The organism is Intrasporangium mesophilum (assembly GCF_054783095.1).
In genome coordinates, this window is sequence record NZ_BAAGRF010000012.1 from 1 (window position 1) to 16691 (window position 16691).

Annotated in this window: 9 protein-coding genes; 7 read left to right on the top strand and 2 right to left on the bottom strand. The window is 68.8% G+C overall.

Annotated features, from left to right (window positions below):
• From infB to ACYVLP_RS10790, 6 genes are all read left to right on the top strand, one after another.
• Positions 1-2595: translation initiation factor IF-2 (gene infB / locus ACYVLP_RS10765; RefSeq protein WP_460627340.1), on the top strand; the 2595-nt coding region annotated here is incomplete at its 5' end.
• 141 nt (positions 2596-2736) lie between these two features.
• A complete protein-coding gene (gene rbfA / locus ACYVLP_RS10770; RefSeq protein ID WP_460627341.1) occupies positions 2737-3210 on the top strand; it encodes a 30S ribosome-binding factor RbfA in 474 nt (157 codons plus the stop codon).
• Positions 3207-4157, top strand: coding sequence for a tRNA pseudouridine(55) synthase TruB (gene truB, locus ACYVLP_RS10775; protein WP_460627342.1), 951 nt, complete (start codon positions 3207-3209; stop codon positions 4155-4157). The genes rbfA and truB overlap by 4 nt, the downstream gene beginning before the upstream one ends.
• A gap of 44 nt (positions 4158-4201) precedes the next feature.
• Positions 4202-5173, top strand: a complete 972-nt coding sequence (locus tag ACYVLP_RS10780) for a bifunctional riboflavin kinase/FAD synthetase (protein WP_460627343.1) — start codon at positions 4202-4204, stop codon at positions 5171-5173.
• Positions 5174-5445: 272 nt separating this feature from the next.
• The gene (locus ACYVLP_RS10785) at positions 5446-7305 is read left to right on the top strand and encodes an AMP-dependent synthetase/ligase (RefSeq protein WP_460627344.1); all 1860 of its coding nucleotides are present in this window, start codon (positions 5446-5448) and stop codon (positions 7303-7305) included.
• A gap of 101 nt (positions 7306-7406) precedes the next feature.
• A complete protein-coding gene (locus tag ACYVLP_RS10790; RefSeq protein WP_460627345.1) occupies positions 7407-9398 on the top strand; it encodes a TIGR03960 family B12-binding radical SAM protein in 1992 nt (663 codons plus the stop codon).
• A gap of 88 nt (positions 9399-9486) precedes the next feature.
• On the opposite strand, the gene ACYVLP_RS10795 is transcribed toward ACYVLP_RS10790, so the two are convergent.
• Together ACYVLP_RS10795 and ACYVLP_RS10800 are read right to left on the bottom strand one after the other, a co-directional pair.
• Positions 9487-10017, bottom strand: a complete 531-nt coding sequence (locus ACYVLP_RS10795; protein WP_460627346.1) for a hypothetical protein — start codon at positions 10015-10017, stop codon at positions 9487-9489.
• Positions 10018-10311: 294 nt separating this feature from the next.
• The gene (locus ACYVLP_RS10800; RefSeq protein WP_460627347.1) at positions 10312-13650 is read right to left on the bottom strand and encodes a beta strand repeat-containing protein; all 3339 of its coding nucleotides are present in this window, start codon (positions 13648-13650) and stop codon (positions 10312-10314) included.
• An 847-nt stretch (positions 13651-14497) separates the two neighbouring features.
• Between ACYVLP_RS10800 and ACYVLP_RS10805 the strand changes: the two genes are divergently transcribed.
• On the top strand, positions 14498-16645 hold the full coding sequence (locus ACYVLP_RS10805; protein ID WP_460627348.1) for a hypothetical protein: 2148 nt from the start codon (positions 14498-14500) through the stop codon (positions 16643-16645).
• The last annotated feature ends 46 nt before the right edge of the window (positions 16646-16691 follow it).

A 16691-nucleotide genomic window follows, 5' to 3' on the forward strand; every position in this document is an offset into this window, starting at 1 on the left:
GCCGCCAAGGCCGCACCGGCTCCGGCCGCCAAGGCCGCACCGGCACCCGCAGCACCCCCCGCTCCGGCGCCGAAGGCACCGGCGGCTGCTGCGCCGTCCGCGCCCGCTGCTCGCGCGGCGACGCCCACCCCCGCCCCGGCGCAGCCGCGCCGTGACGGTGGCCAGGGCGGCCCCGGCTCGTCGGGGCCGCGTCCGGCTCCCCGTCCGGGGCAGCCGCGACCCGGCAACAACCCGTTCGCCTCGAGCCAGGGCATGGGCCAGAGCCGTGGCCCGCGTCCCAGCGACGCCGGCCCGCGCCCGGGCAACAACCCGTTCAGCTCGAGCCAGGGTATGCCGCGTCCGCAGCAGCGCCCGGGCGGCCCGCGCCCCGCGGGTCCCGGCGGCGCTCCGCGACCCGGTGGCCCCGGTGCCGGCCGACCCGGTGCGCCCGGTGGCGCGCCGCGTCCCGGCGGTCCCCGTCCGAGCCCCGGCATGATGCCGGAGCGCAGCACGGTCGGCCGTCCCGGCCAGCGTCCTGCTCCGGGCCGTGGTGGTCCCGGCGGCGCCGGTGGCGGCCGCGGCGGCTTCGGTGGCGGCCCTGGTGGCGGTCGCGGCGGCGGCGGTGGCCGTGGCGGTTTCGGTGGCGGCCCGCGTGGTGGCGGTCCCGGTGGCCGTGGCGGCACGCAGGGTGCCTTCGGCCGCGGTGGCGGCCGTCCCGTGCGTGGACGCAAGTCCAAGCGCGCGAAGCGCCAGGAGTTCGAGCAGATGCAGGCGCCGTCGATCGGTGGCGTCACCGTCCCGCGCGGCGACGGCTCGACCGTCATTCGCGTGCGTCGCGGGTCGTCGCTGACCGACTTCGCGGACAAGATCAACGCCAACCCGGCATCGCTGGTCACCGTGCTGTTCCACCTCGGTGAGATGGCCACGGCGACGCAGTCGCTCGACGAGGACACCTTCAAGCTTCTCGGCGCCGAGCTCGGCTACGACGTCCAGGTCGTCTCGCCCGAGGAGGAGGAGCGCGAGCTCTTCGAGTCGTTCAACATCGACCTCGACGCGAGCATCGAGTCCGAGGACGAAGAGGACCTCGAGGCGCGTCCGCCGGTCGTGACCGTCATGGGCCACGTCGACCACGGCAAGACGCGACTGCTCGACGCGATCCGCAACGCCGACGTGGCTGCAGGCGAGGCGGGTGGCATCACCCAGCACATCGGTGCCTACCAGGTCCGCAAGGAGCACGAGGGCATCGAGCGGGCGATCACCTTCATCGACACCCCGGGTCACGAGGCGTTCACCGCCATGCGTGCCCGTGGTGCCAAGGTGACCGACATCGCGATCCTCGTCATCGCCGCCGACGACGGTGTCATGCCGCAGACCATCGAGGCGCTCAACCACGCCCAGGCTGCGGACGTGCCGATCGTCGTCGCCGTCAACAAGATCGACGTCGAGGGCGCCAACCCCGCGAAGATCCGCCAGCAGCTCACCGAGTACAACCTCGTGGCCGAGGAGTACGGCGGCGACACGATGTTCGTCGACGTCTCGGCCAAACAGGGCATCAACATCGACGGCCTGCTCGAGGCGGTCCTGCTGACGGCCGACGCGGCGCTCGACCTGCGCGCCAACCCCGACCGTGACGCCAAGGGTGTCGCGATCGAGGCCAACCTCGACCGTGGCCGCGGTGCCACCGCGACCGTGCTCGTGCAGACGGGCACGCTCCAGGTGGGCGACGCGATCGTCACCGGCTCGGCCTACGGCCGTGTCCGGGCGATGCTCGACGAGCACGGCCAGCATGTCGACGAGGCGGGCCCGTCCCGTCCCGTCCAGGTGCTCGGCCTGTCGTCCGTGCCTCGCGCCGGCGACACGTTCGTGGTCGCGCCCGATGACCGCACGGCTCGCCAGATCGCCGAGAAGCGTGAGGCGGCCGACCGTCAGGCCTCGCTGGCCAAGGCCCGCAAGCGGATCTCCCTGGAGGACCTCAACGAGGCGCTCGCGGCCGGCAAGGTCGAGACCCTCAACCTCATCCTCAAGGGTGACGTGTCGGGTTCGGTCGAAGCCCTCGAGGATGCACTGCTCAAGATCGACGTCGGCGACGAGGTCGACCTGCGCATCATCGACCGCGGTGTCGGCGCCATCACGATGAACAACATCAACCTCGCGATGGCCTCCAACGCGATCATCATCGGCTACAACGTGCGAGCCGAGGGTCAGAACGCCGACTACGCCGAGCGCGAGGGTGTCGAGATCCGCTACTACTCGGTGATCTACCAGGCCATCGAGGAGGTCGAGGCGGCTCTCAAGGGCATGCTCAAGCCCGAGTACGAAGAGGTCGAGCTCGGCACGGCCGAGATCCGCGAGATCTTCCGCTCGAGCAAGTTCGGCAACATCGCAGGGTCGATCGTCCGCAGCGGCGAGATCAAGCGTGGCTCGAAAGCTCGGATCACCCGCAACGGCGTGGTCGTCTCCGAGAACGTCGAGATCGCCGGCCTGCGCCGGTTCAAGGACGACGTCACCGAGGTCCGCGAGGGCTACGAGTGTGGTATCAACCTCGGGTCGTTCAACGACCTGCAGCTCGGTGACCTCATCGCCACCTACGAGATGCGTGAGAAGCCGCGGGCCTGAGGCCCCGACGCACAGCGCGTCTCAACCGACGGCGCCGGCTCCCGGTCAGGGAGCCGGCGCCGTCCGCCCGTTAGGGTTGAAGAGCTCGAGCTGCCCGCCGTGGCATGCCCGGGCGCCCGTCACCATCAGGAAGAGGTAGCCATGGCTGACCCCGCCCGCGCCCGCAAGATCGCCGACCGGATCAAGGTCATCGTCGCCGAGTACCTCGAGTTCCGGCTGAAGGACGAGCGTCTCGGTTTCGTCACCATCACCGACTGCCGCGTCACCGGGGACCTCCAGCACGCCACCGTGTTCTACACCGTGTTCGGCTCCGACGAGGAGCGGCAGGCCACCGCCGACGTGCTGGAGCTCAACAAGGGCCGGATCCGCTCCGCGGTCGGCAAGGGCATCGGCATCCGGCTCACGCCGTCGCTGGAGTTCATCGCCGACGCGATCCCCGAGGGCGCGGCGCACCTCGAGGACGTCATGGCCAAGGCTCGGGCCCGCGACGCGGAGCTCGCCCGAGCCTCCGCAGGCGCGACCCATGCCGGCGATGCCGACCCGTACCGCAAGCCGGCCGACCACGACGAGTCCGACCTGCTCGACGGGGACCCCGACGACCTCGACGTGCGATGAGCGACGAGCTCGGGGGCCTGCTCGTCGTCGACAAGCCAGCAGGGTGGACCAGCCACGACGTCGTCGCACGCGCACGCCGGCTGTGCGGCACGCGCCGCGTCGGCCACGCCGGCACGCTCGACCCGATGGCGACTGGGGTGCTCGTCCTCGGCGTCGACCGCGGCACCAAGCTGCTCACCTTCCTCGTCGGCTGTGACAAGTCGTATGCCGCGACCATCCGACTCGGCATGGCGACCCTCACCGACGACGCCGAGGGCGAGACCGTCGAGGCGCTCGGCGTCGACGACATCCCCGCACTCGAGGCGGCGCTGCCGGCGGCCGTGGCCCGCCTCACCGGCGAGATCCAGCAGGTGCCGAGCGCGGTGAGTGCCATCAAGATCGACGGTGTGCGCAGCTACGCCCGGGTGCGCCAGGGTGACGCCGTCGAGCTGGCCGCGCGGCCGGTGACCGTCAGCCGCTTCGCCGTCCTGTCGGTGCGTCCGCGCCAGGCCACCGTCGAGGTCGGTCCGGAGCTCGATGTCGTCGACGTCGATGTCGAGGTGGACGTCTCGTCCGGCACCTACGTCCGGGCACTCGCCCGCGACCTCGGTGCGGCGCTCGGCGTCGGAGGCCATCTCACGGCTCTGCGGCGCACCCGCGTCGGGACGTTCGGCCTCGACTCGGCGGTGACCCTCGACGCGCTCGCGGCCACGGTCGAGCGGGACGGTCGAGACGGCATACCGCTCATCCCCATCGCGCAGGCTGCTCGCGCTCAGCTGCCCGTCCACGAAGTCTCCGTCGAGGAGGCCGTGCGGCTCGGGCACGGACAGCGCATCGCGAGCACCATCGGCGGGGCCGCCGCGGTCGCCGCGATCGACCCGGGCGGTCGCCTCGTCGCGGTGCTCGACGAGACCACCCCGATGGCCCGTTCCAAGGTGGTCTTCGCCACCTCCGACGGCTCGCGCTGACGGGCGTGCGCGGCGGTTCCGGAGCGGCCACTACAGTGGTCGCCGTGCACCGCTGGTACGGACTCGACGACATCCCGGGCGACCTCGGGCCCACCGTCGTCACCCTCGGAAACTTCGACGGGGTCCACCGAGGCCATCGCGAGGTGCTCACGCGCGTCGTCCGCGAGGCCGCGGACCGGGGCGCGACGCCTGTGGCGGTGACGTTCGAGCCGCATCCCATCGCCGTGCTCTACCCGGACCGCGCGCCGGCCGCCGTCATGTCGCTCCAGCAGCGGCTCGACGCGCTCGAGGTCGTCGGCCTCGGGGCGGTCCTCGTGCTCGAGTTCACGCACGAGTTCGCCCAGCAGACGCCCGAGGAGTTCGTCAAGGCCACCTTCGTCGACGCCCTCGGCGCCGCGGCCGTCGTCGTCGGCAAGGACACGCGGTTCGGCGTGCGCAACTCCGGTGACGTCGAGACCCTTCGCGACCTCGGCACCCGCCACGGCTTCGATGTCGTCGCCCTCGACGACATCGGGGAGGGCGAGGCGCACGGCGCCCGCTGGAGCTCGACCCAGCTGCGAGCCGAGCTGCTCGCGGGCAATGTCACCCACGCCTCGCAGATCCTCGGGCGCCCACACCGTGTCACCGGCACCGTCGTGCACGGCGACCACCGCGGGCGCGAGCTCGGCTTCCCGACCGCGAACCTCTCCCAGGACCACGAGGGCCTCGTGCCCGCTGACGGCGTGTATGCCGGCTGGCTCGTCCGTCTCGACCTCGACCCGGGTGCCCACGACCGGACGCTGCCCGCTGCGGTCTCCGTCGGCACGAACCCGACCTTCGACGGGCACCAGCGGCGCGTGGAGGCCTACGTCCTCGACCGCACCGACCTCGAGCTCTACGGCGAGCGCGTCGCCGTCGAGTTCGTCTCGCACCTGCGTCCGACCCTGAGGTTCGACTCGGTCGACGCGCTCATCGGCCAGATGACGCAGGACGTGGACCGGTGCCGGGCGATCCTGTCCGCGATCGTCCCGTCGTAGCCGCGAGCCGGCCCCGCGGCTGGCAGTGGCACCGCAACACACCCGGAAACCGGCAGCGCGCCATGGTTGCAACACGGTCTGATTGACGCTCCGGCGCAGAGCGCCGGCTCCACCCGGGTGTGTTGCGCGGACGTCCACGCCGGCACGCACGTCACGGTGCGGTGTCGAACGCCTCCCAACGCGTGACTGGACCGCGCTAACTTGACATCATCCCGCCATGGCGGGTGCCCGCAGACGCCGATGACGGGCTCCGCAGCGACGAAGGAGTCCCCATGCCCCTGCAGTCCCTTGCCGACCAGGATGTCAGGCAGGACGTCCTCGACCACCGGGCCTCGAGCGTGGGTGCGCTCTTCCGGTCCCGGGTCGAGGCGACCCCCGACAAGCCGGCATACCTCTACTTCAAGGACGGCGGCAGTGAGCTGACGACACTGACGTGGCGGCAGACGCACGACATCGTCACGGAGTGGGCTGCCGGGCTGGTCAGCCTCGGCGTCGAGCTGGAGGACCGCGTCGCGATCGCGTCGACGACCAGGGTCGAGTGGATCCTGGCCGACCTCGCCATCATCTGCGCGGGCGGCGCGACCACGACGGTGTACCCGACGACGATCGCCGAGGACGTGGCGTACATCCTGTCCGACTCCGGCAGCGGGATCGTCTTCGCCGAGGACGACGAGCAGGTCGCCAAGCTCGAGCACGTCCGCTCGGAGATCCCGGGGGTGCGCCAGGTCATCACGATGACCGGGTCGGGCAGCGAGGACGGCTGGGTCATCACGACCGACGAGCTCGCGGCCAAGGGTCGCGAGCTGCTGGCTCAGACCCCGGACGCCGTCGACAGCCGCATCGACCAGCTCGGGCCCGAGCACCTCGCGGTGGTCATCTACACCTCCGGCACCACCGGCCGGCCCAAGGGCGTGCGCCTCGTCCAGGACAGCGTCGTCTACGAGGGCGCCGTCATCGACGCGATCGGGACGCTGACCAAGGACGACCTGCAGTTCCTCTGGCTGCCGCTGTCCCATGTCTTCGGCAAGATGCTCGTCGCGACCGGCCTTCAGATCGGCTTCCCCACCGCCGTGGACGGCCGGGTCGACAAGATCGTCGAGAACATGGCGGTCATCCGGCCGACCTTCATGGCCGGACCTCCGCGCATCTTCGAGAAGGCTCACGGCCGGATCATGCTGATGTTCGCAGGCGAGCAGGGCGTGAAGAAGAAGCTCATCGACTGGGCGCTCGGCGTCGGCGGTCAGATGCGCGACGTCCGGACCCGTGGCGAGCAGCCGTCGACAGTGCTGTCGGTGCAGCACCAGCTCGCGACGAGGCTCGTGCTGTCCAAGGTGCAGGAGCGGTTCGGCGGGAGGGTTCGGTTCATGATCAGCGGCTCGGCACCGCTCAACGCCGACGTCGCGCGCTGGTTCGGCGCCGTGGGCCTGCTCGTCCTCGAGGGCTACGGCCTCACCGAGAGCTCGTCGGGCACGACGGTGAACAAGCCCGAGTCGGGGGCGTACCTCTACGGCTCCGTCGGCTGGCCGCTGCCCGGCACGGAGGTGAAGATCGCGCAGGAGGACGGCGAGATCCTCATCAAGGGTCCGGGCGTGATGCGCGGCTACCACAACAACGCCGAAGCCACGGCGCAGGTGCTCACCGACGACGGATGGTTCCACACCGGCGACATCGGCCGCGTCGACGAGCGGGGCTTCCTCTACGTCACGGACCGCAAGAAGGACGTCTTCAAGACCTCGGGCGGCAAGTTCATCGCGCCGGCCGAGATCGAGGCGAAGTTCAAGGGCCTGTGCCCCTTCGTGAGCCAGTTCCTCGTGCACGGCGCCGGCCACAACTACGCCACAGCCCTGGTCACGCTCGACCCCGACGCGATGACCGCATGGGCCGCGAAGGCGGGTCTGGCGGGCACGTCGTACGCCGAGATCGTGACCTCCGACCAGGCCCGGGCTCTCGTGCAGGGCTACGTCGACCAGCTCAACGACGGGCTCAACCGCTGGGAGACGATCAAGAAGTTCACCATCCTCGACAAGGACCTGACCATCGAGGAGGGGGACCTGACGCCGAGCATGAAGCTGCGGCGCAAGGCGGTCACCGAGAAGCACCAGGTCGAGCTCGAGGCGATGTACTCCGACTGAGTTCTTTGGCTCGCTCCGCTCGCTGGTGCACGCTGGCGCTCGCTTCGCTCGTCAGTCCAGGCGTGACGCGCGCCGAACTCGGGGACCCTTATCATGGTCCGATGCCCGGAGAGTCCCTGTTCAACGCCCTCGAGCCCCTGCTGGAGCGGGTCAACAAGCCCATCCAGTACGTCGGTGGTGAGCTCAACTCCACGGTCAAGGACTGGCACGTCGGCGGCTTCGGCCCCGGCGGGGAGGAGCTGACCACCCGCTGGGCGCTGATGTACCCCGACGCCTACGAGGTCGGCGTGCCCAACCAGGGCGTCATGATCCTCTATGAGGTCATCAACGAGCGGGCAGACGCCCTCGCCGAGCGGACGTATGCCGTGTGGCCCGACATGGAGGCGCAGCTGAGGTCGGCGGCCCTTCCACAGTTCACCGTGGACGGTCATCGCTCGGTGCGCGACTTCGACGTCTTCGGCGTGTCGTTCTCGACCGAGCTGGGCTACACCAACCTGCTGACCGCGCTCGACCTGGCGGGCATCCCCCTGCACGCCGCCGACCGCGCCGAAGATGACCCGCTCGTCATGGCGGGCGGCCACGCGGCGTTCAACCCAGAGCCGATCGCGCAGTTCATCGACTGCGCCGTGGTCGGCGACGGCGAGCAGGCGGTGCTCGCCGTGACGGACATCGTGGGGGAGTGGAAGGCGGCGGGCCGTCCCGGTGGGCGGCGCGAGCTGCTGCTGCGCCTGGCTCGCACCGGTGGCGTGTACGTCCCCGCGTTCTACGACGTGTCCTACCTGCCCGACGGCCGCATCAAGCGCGTCGCTCCGGCGACGAACGCTCACGGGGTGCCCTGGCGCGTGTCGAAGCACACGGTCATGGACCTCGACGCCTGGCCCTACCCGAAGCAGCCGCTCGTGCCTCTGGCGGAGTCGGTGCACGAGCGGATGTCGGTCGAGATCTTCCGTGGCTGCACCCGGGGGTGCCGGTTCTGCCAGGCGGGCATGATCACCCGTCCGGTGCGTGAGCGGTCGATCACCGGCATCGGCGAGATGGTCGAGCGTGGCCTCGCCGCGACCGGGTTCGAGGAGGTCGGCCTGCTCTCCCTCAGCTCGGCCGACCACAGCGAGATCGCGGACATCACCAAGGGCCTCGCGGACCGCTACGAGGGCACCCAGACCGGGCTGTCACTGCCGTCCACCCGGGTCGACGCCTTCAACATCGACCTCGCCAACGAGCTGACCCGCAACGGCCGGCGGTCCGGGCTCACGTTCGCCCCGGAGGGCGGCTCCGAGCGCATCCGCAAGGTCATCAACAAGATGGTCAGCGAGGACGACCTCATCAAGACTGTCGCCGCGGCGTACGGTGCCGGCTGGCGGCAGGTCAAGCTCTACTTCATGTGCGGCCTGCCCACCGAGACCGACGATGACGTGCTGCAGATCGCCGAGCTCGCCAAGAAGGTCATCGAGACGGGACGCCAGGTGTCCGGCCGCCGCGACATCCGCTGCACCGTGTCGATCGGCGGGTTCGTGCCCAAGCCGCACACGCCCTTCCAGTGGGCGGCTCAGCTCGGCGCCGAGGACACCGACGCGCGGCTCCTCAAGCTGCGCGAGGCGATCCGCGCCGACCGGCGCTACGGCTCGTCGATCGGCTTCCGTTACCACGACGGCCAGCCCGGCATCGTCGAGGGGCTGCTCTCTCGCGGCGACCGCCGGGTGGGCCGCGTCATCGAGCAGGTCTGGCGCGACGGCGGCCGCTTCGACGGCTGGTCGGAGCACTTCTCCTACGACCGCTGGATGCGGGCCGCTGAGACCGCCCTTGCCGACGAGCCGGTCGACGTGGCGTGGTACACCACGCGGGAGCGGGCCCAGTCCGAGGTGCTGCCCTGGGACCACCTCGACTCGGGCCTGGACAAGGACTGGCTGTGGGAGGACTGGCAGGACGCCATCGACGAGACCGAGGTCGACGACTGCCGGTGGACGCCGTGCTTCGACTGTGGCGTGTGTCCCCAGATGAGCACTGAGATCGAGATCGGCCCGACGGGCAAGAAGCTGCTCCCGCTCACGGTGCTGGGCTCAGGGCGCCAGGAGCTGCTCGAGCACGCCCACTGAGCTGTCGGCTCGTCCATCCGTCGTAAGGACATACGTATGCCGCCCGGCCGGGTAGGAAGGCCGAGCGGCATACGGGTATGGGCGTCGCTCAGCAGGCACTGCCTGCGGCGGGGCCGGTGCTGCTGTAGCTGCGGCAGAGGACCAGCTGGCCGTTCTGCGTGACGACCAGCTGTGCGCCGGTCGCCTCGAGGCTGGTGAGCACGACGGTCCACTGGGTGTTGCCGACGCCGCCGCACCCGACCTGCTGGGCGGTCGGGGTCGGAGGAGCGGTGATGGTCGCGGTGATCGGCGGCACCGTCGCGCGGCCGTTCTTGTCCGTCGCGAGCTGGACGAGCGGCGAGACGCCGGCCTGAGCCTGGACCGGGTTCTGGCCGGGGACGACCTTGCCCGAGGGGTTCTGGCAGTTGTAGTTGGCCTGGCCGGTCGCGGTGACCTGCCCGAAGGCCGGGATGTTGCCGAGTCCGCTGAAGTTGCCGCCCGAGACGGTCACGGACGGGCCGTTGAAGGCGGCAGTGGGCTGCGACTTGACGTTGACGGCCGCCGATGCCGAGTTGGCGCCGAGCACGATCGCGGCGATACACGCGACGATCGCGATGAGGAGGGACCTGGTGCCCTTCATGTGCTTCCTACTTTCCTGGATGGTGCTGTCCCGACCCCCGACTCGGGTCCGCCGTGCGTGGTCGGATCGACCGCGTCGACGGCTCAGAGGCGTGACGCGTCCCCCTCGATACGCGCCGCGCAGAAGTGGCGGCAAATGCCGGAAAGGTGAGCGGCCAACCCGGGGCAATCGCGGCGGACTGCCTCGGATCGACCATTCGCCCTAGGTGGTTCCGTTGGTTTCGTGCCCGAGGTGGTGGTCCGGTCCAGCCGTGCTGGGGCGGACCACCACCTCGCGGCGTTGAGGGAGGTCAGGTCACGGACTGGTGATCGTGCCTCCGTTGTCGATCGAGAGCGTGAAGTTCTCGTCGCCACACACTCCGGTGATGCCGAGATGCGTGGCGTCACCGCTGTAGCTGACGAGCCACCTGTACTTCGATGCGTTCGCGCTGAGGATCGAGAACGAGTTGTTGTTGGTCACCGCAGAGCTTGCGGCGTTGAGTGGGACGCCGGACTCGGTGTACACGGCTGCAGCGCCGCCCGGGTCGCACGTCGCGTTGTTCGGGCCGAAGAGCTTGAACGTGACGGTGCCCGTCGGGTCGCCGCCCGCCGATGCGGTCACGTGGATCGAGTCCTGCGGACGCAGCGACTGCGCCGTGGTCGCCGAGGCCGGGGCCTTGTTGACCGTGCTGGACTCGTTGTTGTCACCGCAGTGGCCCGAGATCGGGTCGTTGTTGGCGTCGCCGCTGTAGCTCGCGATCCAGTAGTACGTCCCCACAGCCGTCGGCTTGTAGTCCTTCGACGTGTAGGCGCCGTTGCCGCTCACCGTCACGGTGTCCGTGAAGACCGCGGGCAGGGTGCACGTGGCGTTGTCGAACAGCTTGAACGTGATCGTCCCGGTCGGGTTGAAGCCGCCCGACAGGGTCGCGGTGTCGTGGATGTTCGAGTCGATGATCACCGAGTCGGTTGCGACCGTGACGATGGCCGGGCTGGCCTTGTTCACGACGCTCGCCTCGTTGGCGTCTCGGCAGCTGCCGGAAGCCGCGGCATTGTTCCCGTCACCGCTGTAGCTCGCGACCCAGTAGTACGTGCCGGCCGCAGTCGTCGTGTAGCTGGCGCTTGTCGGGTACGTCCCGTTGCCGTTCACGGACACGGTGTTGGTGAACACCTGGTTCGTGCACTGGTCGTCGCTGTAGAGCCGGAAGGTGATCGTCCCGGTCGGGCCGACTCCGCCGGACAGCGTCGCCGAGTCGCTGATCGCGGCACCGACGGTCACCGGACCGGACGCGTGCGTCACGATCGCCGGGCCGGCCTGGATCACGGTGCTGACCTCGTTCAGGTCGCCACAGTGACCGGTTGCCGGCTCGTTCTTGGCGTCGCCTCCGTAGGAAGCGATCCAGTAGTACGTGCCGGTGTTGGCGGGCGTGTAGGTGACTGGCCCGTAGTCCCCGTTGCCGGAGACCGGCCTCGAGTCGGTGAAGATCTCGGAGCCGGCGGTGCACGCGTCAGTCGGGTACAGCTTGAACGTGATCGTGCCCGACGCGTCGGTGGTCGCGCCCGAGAGGGTCGCGGTGTCACTGATCGCCTGGCCGACCGTGACCGAGTCGGTCGCGTGCGTGACGATGCTCGGCGAGAACTTCTTCACGCCGAAGCACTCGCCGGTGCTGGAGTCTCCGGAGCCCGAGTAGTTGGGCGTGTCAGGCGTGTAGACGGCCCGGAAGCACCACGTGCCGACGATGTTGGCGACGACGGCATCCGAGTCAGCGGTGGACGTGGGGCTTACCCCAGGCGTCAGCGTCTTGTTGCTGCCGGCTGGGGTGCCTCCGCTGCTGCAGTCGCCGCCGTTGTTGGCGACCTGCGTGGGGTTGCAGACGAAGAAGTCGACCGTCCCCGTGGGCGAGCCACCGAATGCCGTTCCGGTCACGACCGCGTGGTCCGTGACGCTGGTGCCGACCGGCACCGGAGCGGTGATCGGGGTGCCGCCTGCCCGTGGAGTCGTGACCGTCGTGGTCGACGCCGGCCCGATCGTGACGTCCTCAGCGCCCACGGTGCAGTTCGCGTTGTGCGAGGCGCCCGTGGTGTTCGGCGAGTCACCGGTGTACGACGCCTTCCAGTGGTAGGTCCCAGCAGTCGTCGGCGTGTACGACGCTGGGCCGTAGTTCGACTTGTCGCCGCTCACGGTGACCGACTGGGTTGCCGCAGTGATCTGGCTTCCACAGCCGCTGGCGGACGGGCCGAACAGCGTGAACGTGATCGTTCCGGCTGCCGCCGTCCGGCTGGCCGGGGCGGGGGCCGTGATCTCGATGATGGCGGGAGTCGGCTGCGGGGCCGTGCCGGTCAGCGAGGCGGTGTCGGTGATCGGGCTGCCGAGAACGACGTTCGCGCCGGCGGTCGTCGTGAGGACCGGCGTGACCGGGTTCACGGTGAAGCACTCCGACGCGCGCGAGTCACTCGACCCACCGATGCCGGTGGCGGGATCGCCGCTGAAGGTCGCCCTCCAGCAGTACCGTCCGGCCGCGGTCACCCAGGCGCTCGGTGACACGACGGTGACGGGATAGGCAGCCCCGCTCAGAGGGGTGCTACCGATGCTCGTTCCGCCCGAGCCGCAGAGCCCCGGCGAGTCCACCTTGCACAGGGAGAACGCGACAGAGCCGCCCGGAGTGGCCGTGCCGCCGGTGATGTCGACGACGGCCGAGTCCTTGACCTGGACGACACCAGCTGTCGTGATGGACACGCCACCTGCAGGCACGGTCGTCGTCCCGTCAGCGAGCTTCGGGGTCGTGACTGTGGTTGAGGTGCAGCTGCCGAGGGTGACGCCACTCGTCAGGATGGTGTCCTTGTAGTCAGCCGTGTCCGAGTTGCCGGTCACGGTGCTCGGGATGATGTTCGCGAACGACAGGCACGAGTGGACGCCGCCGTTGATCGTCTGCGTGATGTTGATCGCGGCCTCGCCACGGAAACCATCCGCGCTGTATGCCGCCTTGCCATACGTTGTCGGGATCTGCACCGCCGGACCGAGGGTCAGGTTCGACCCGGAGCCACTCCAGACCCGAAGGAACAGGTCCTTGCTGCTGCCTGACTGGTCCCACAGGATCAGGAAGTCGCCGGACGCACGGTTCTTCCACGGGTTACACGTGGAGATGAGGGTCGCGTCTGACACGCTTCCGTCGAACTTGCAGGCTGTGGGCGCAGCGTTCTTCATGAACTCGAACGAGATGAACCCGCTGCCGTTGTTCGCGTCCCGTTCCCACGCGAAGTAGATCCAGTCGTCCTGGGTGGTGTCCTTGCCGCTGTTGAGCCAGGCCTGGCGGAGGTCCACCTGAGAATTCGGGTTCGTCGTGTCGAGCATCGGCAGCGCGGCGTTGTGGATGACGCCGATCTTCGTCGTGTTCGAGTTCTTCGGCCCGAGCTCCTTGACGTTGCCGAAGAGGTCAGGAAGGTTGATCTGGTTGAGCGAGTTGTCGGGCACGTTCCCGTCGATGTTCATGTTCGTCGGTGGGGTGGTGCTTGCCACGGCGACCGGTGCCGCCAGGATGGCGGCCGGCAGCGCAAGTGCTCCGATGACGGCAAGCACTCGTGCGCGCTTCCGGCGACGCGTCGTCAGGACCTTTCGCGGTTCTGGCCGCCCTGGTGGCGCGCTGAGTGGTCGGTTCATGAGTTCTCCAAGGTGTGGCGGAGGAACCCGCTCCCTTTCGGCGCGGGTGAGCGCTCACGACCGCGCGGTCGCATGGTGCATCCCCATGACCCCCGAGATCCCCACTCACCACAGGCGCCGCACCCACGGCTGCCCGTTTTCATGATTACCCGCCTAAGACGGTATGCAGGGTCGCGCGGATACGCGGCGAAACGCGCGAAGGCGCCCGTTATGAGCGACAAGTCCCGGGACAATTACCGAAATGCATCGCAATCCTGCGGTAAGGCCGGAATAGTGCTCTCCGAGCACCCGTCGGGCGCTGCATGTGCCGCCCACGTCGCGCTCCGCACGATAAGCGGCTCTGGCGGGGTTATGAGGCGTTTCGCTCGCATCGTGACGATGTGACCGGCCGGGTCGGCGCAGACCCCGCAGATCGCGTCAAACGCCCTGGGGCGCAACGGATCAGGACATCTCAAGCCAAAGATGTATATATGCCTATCAATGGCGATAGAAACATATCTGTCGGTCATTGGAGAAATGAGGCAAGACGGTCCGATTGAACAGCCGGAAAGTGTGTGAGTATTTCGGATTCTCCTGAGGGATGCAAGCCCCTTGCCTAATATCGAGGAAGGGTGTCGTCCGCCGGTCCCGGGTAGGTCTTTTCAAGACCGTGTCAGCGGGTGGCCTGTCAGGGTCCGGCTGGGCGCACGCCTTGTGGCGGCGGCGACGCCGTGGGGTGACGTGGGGCAGGCGAGGCGTGCCACCACACTGCATCAGGTCTCGGGGACTGACTGGCGATGATGCGCGGCGTTGGGGGGTGGCGCGATCGCGAAACATCTGGCTCGGTTCCCCAAAGGGGCAAGCAGATATGGGTACTCCCAAGAAGAGTCCGCGAAGGCGGACGCTCAAATCCATCACAGCCGCGATCGCGGTCGGTGCGGCCATGTTCCTCGCGGGCAACGTGCCGCCGGCTTTCGCAGTCCACGACAACACGTTCCAGCTCGACGGCGACGTCCTCGCCTCCACGACGACCACCGTCGGGGGCACCACGCAGACGGTCGACTGGGACAGCATCTTCACCGCGGCGGGCGCCAACAAGAACCCACTTCCGACGGGCTTCACGGCGGCGGTCTTCGACAACGACTTCACCACGAACGCCAACGGGTCGTTCAACACCAGCGACGCGACGACGTTCACGCAGGGCAGCAAGGACACCCTGCCGATCAGCGGCTGGTCGTGCACGTTCTCCTCGAACGTCAACAGCAAGATCGACGTGATGAACTCCTACACGACGGCCTACACCGCGCCGAACGGCGACCAGATCCTCTACTTCGCCCTCGAGCGCAATGCCAACACCGGTGACGCCAACGTCGCGTTCTGGTTCCTCCAGGACAAGAACGTCGGCTGTAACGACAACGGCGGGACCGCCGCGTTCACGGGCCAGCACGTCGACGGTGACCTGCTCATCGTCTCCGCCTTCACCAACGGTGGTGTCGTGAGCAACATCGACGCCTACCGGTGGAACGGCGGGGCCAACGGATCGCTGAACCCGACTCCGGTGGCTTCGGCCCACGGCGCCGACTGCAAGACCACCGGTGCCGGTGACAACGCGTGCGCGACCGTCAACACCGGGACGATCACCACGCCGTGGAGCACCTCGAACAAGCAGGACGGCGTCGGGCACTCGCTGCGCTCTACCGAGTTCTTCGAGGGCGGCCTGAACCTCACCAAGACGGGTCTCGGCGGCAAGTGCTTCAACACGTTCATGGCTGACACCCGGTCGTCGCAGTCGCTGACGGCGACGCTGTTCGACTTCTCGCTCGGCACCCTGGGTGAGTGCACGTCGAGCATCGTCACGACTCCGAGCATCAGCGCGCCGGTCACCATCCCGGCTTCGGGCACGATCTCGGGAGTCACTGACAGTGCGCTGCTCAAGGTCGATGGGATCTCTACGTTCAATGGGACGATCACGTGGAGCATCTGTGGTCCACTTGGTCTCGCCACCACGTCGAACTGCTTCAGTGGCGGCAGCCAGGTCGGATCGCCTACTACAGTCACGGCACAAGGCACGTACGTCTCGCCGCCGATCCAGGTCACCTCGGCAGGGCGCTACTGCTGGCGTGCCGAATTCTCCGGCGACGTGAATGCGGGCGTGCCGGGCTCAGCCGATCCGGGCATCGACCCCGCCACCGGCCTGCCGAGCACCAGCACGTCTGAGTGCTTCGTGGTGAACCCGCGTCAGACGACCCTCTCCACACAGGCGGGGGCCAGCCCGGTCGACTTCGGTCAGCCGGTGACTGACACGGCGACGCTCGGCAACACGGCCAACCGTCCGGGGTCCGGGGGAATCGGCTCCGATGGCTCCATCAACCCGACGACCCCAGGCGGCCCCGCCGGCGGCAAGATCACGTTCACCCTGTTCAAGGCGGACTGCTCGACGCTGGCAACGGGGACGGGAACCAACCCGCAGGACTTCACGGCTATCAGCGGTGACGGCACCTACGGTCCGGTCAGCTTCACTCCGGACGCACCGGGGACGTACCACTGGGTCGCGGTGTACAGCGGCGACAGCCCCAACACCCTGAAGTCGGACCACAACCTCACCTGCAACGACACCAATGAGGACGTGGTTGTCCGCCAGATCCCGACCGCGATCTCCACTGCGCAGCGGGCGTACCCGAACGACTCGGCGACCATCTCGTCGACCATCGCGGGTAACAACCTGCCGGGCACGGGCACTGTGGTGTTCAGCCTGTACAACAGCCTGGCCAACTGCCAGGCCGGTGGTACCACGGGCCGGCTCTACACGGAGACCCAGAACAATGTCGGCGGTCAGAACTCGGTGACGGTCAGCACGTCCAACACCAACGTGGCGGTCAACACCAACACGACGGTGTTCTGGAAGGTCACCTACGCACCTGGCGACCAGGCCCACACCGGCCGGCAGAGCAACTGCACGGAGAACACCGTGTTCGCGTTCAACAACGACAGCGGTCCGGGCACGCTCTTCCCGTGACCCGCGTCGCGTGACGAACTGATGCACTGACAGCGAGGGCCCCGGT

Coding starts and splice junctions, on each gene's coding strand:
- rbfA (WP_460627341.1), top strand. CDS start 2,737: ATGGCTGACCCCGCCCGCGCCCGCAAGATCGCCGACCGGATCAAGGTC.
- truB (WP_460627342.1), top strand. CDS start 3,207: ATGAGCGACGAGCTCGGGGGCCTGCTCGTCGTCGACAAGCCAGCAGGG.
- ACYVLP_RS10785 (WP_460627344.1), top strand. CDS start 5,446: ATGCCCCTGCAGTCCCTTGCCGACCAGGATGTCAGGCAGGACGTCCTC.
- ACYVLP_RS10790 (WP_460627345.1), top strand. CDS start 7,407: ATGCCCGGAGAGTCCCTGTTCAACGCCCTCGAGCCCCTGCTGGAGCGG.
- ACYVLP_RS10795 (WP_460627346.1), bottom strand. CDS start 10,017: ATGAAGGGCACCAGGTCCCTCCTCATCGCGATCGTCGCGTGTATCGCC.
- ACYVLP_RS10800 (WP_460627347.1), bottom strand. CDS start 13,650: ATGAACCGACCACTCAGCGCGCCACCAGGGCGGCCAGAACCGCGAAAG.
- ACYVLP_RS10805 (WP_460627348.1), top strand. CDS start 14,498: ATGGGTACTCCCAAGAAGAGTCCGCGAAGGCGGACGCTCAAATCCATC.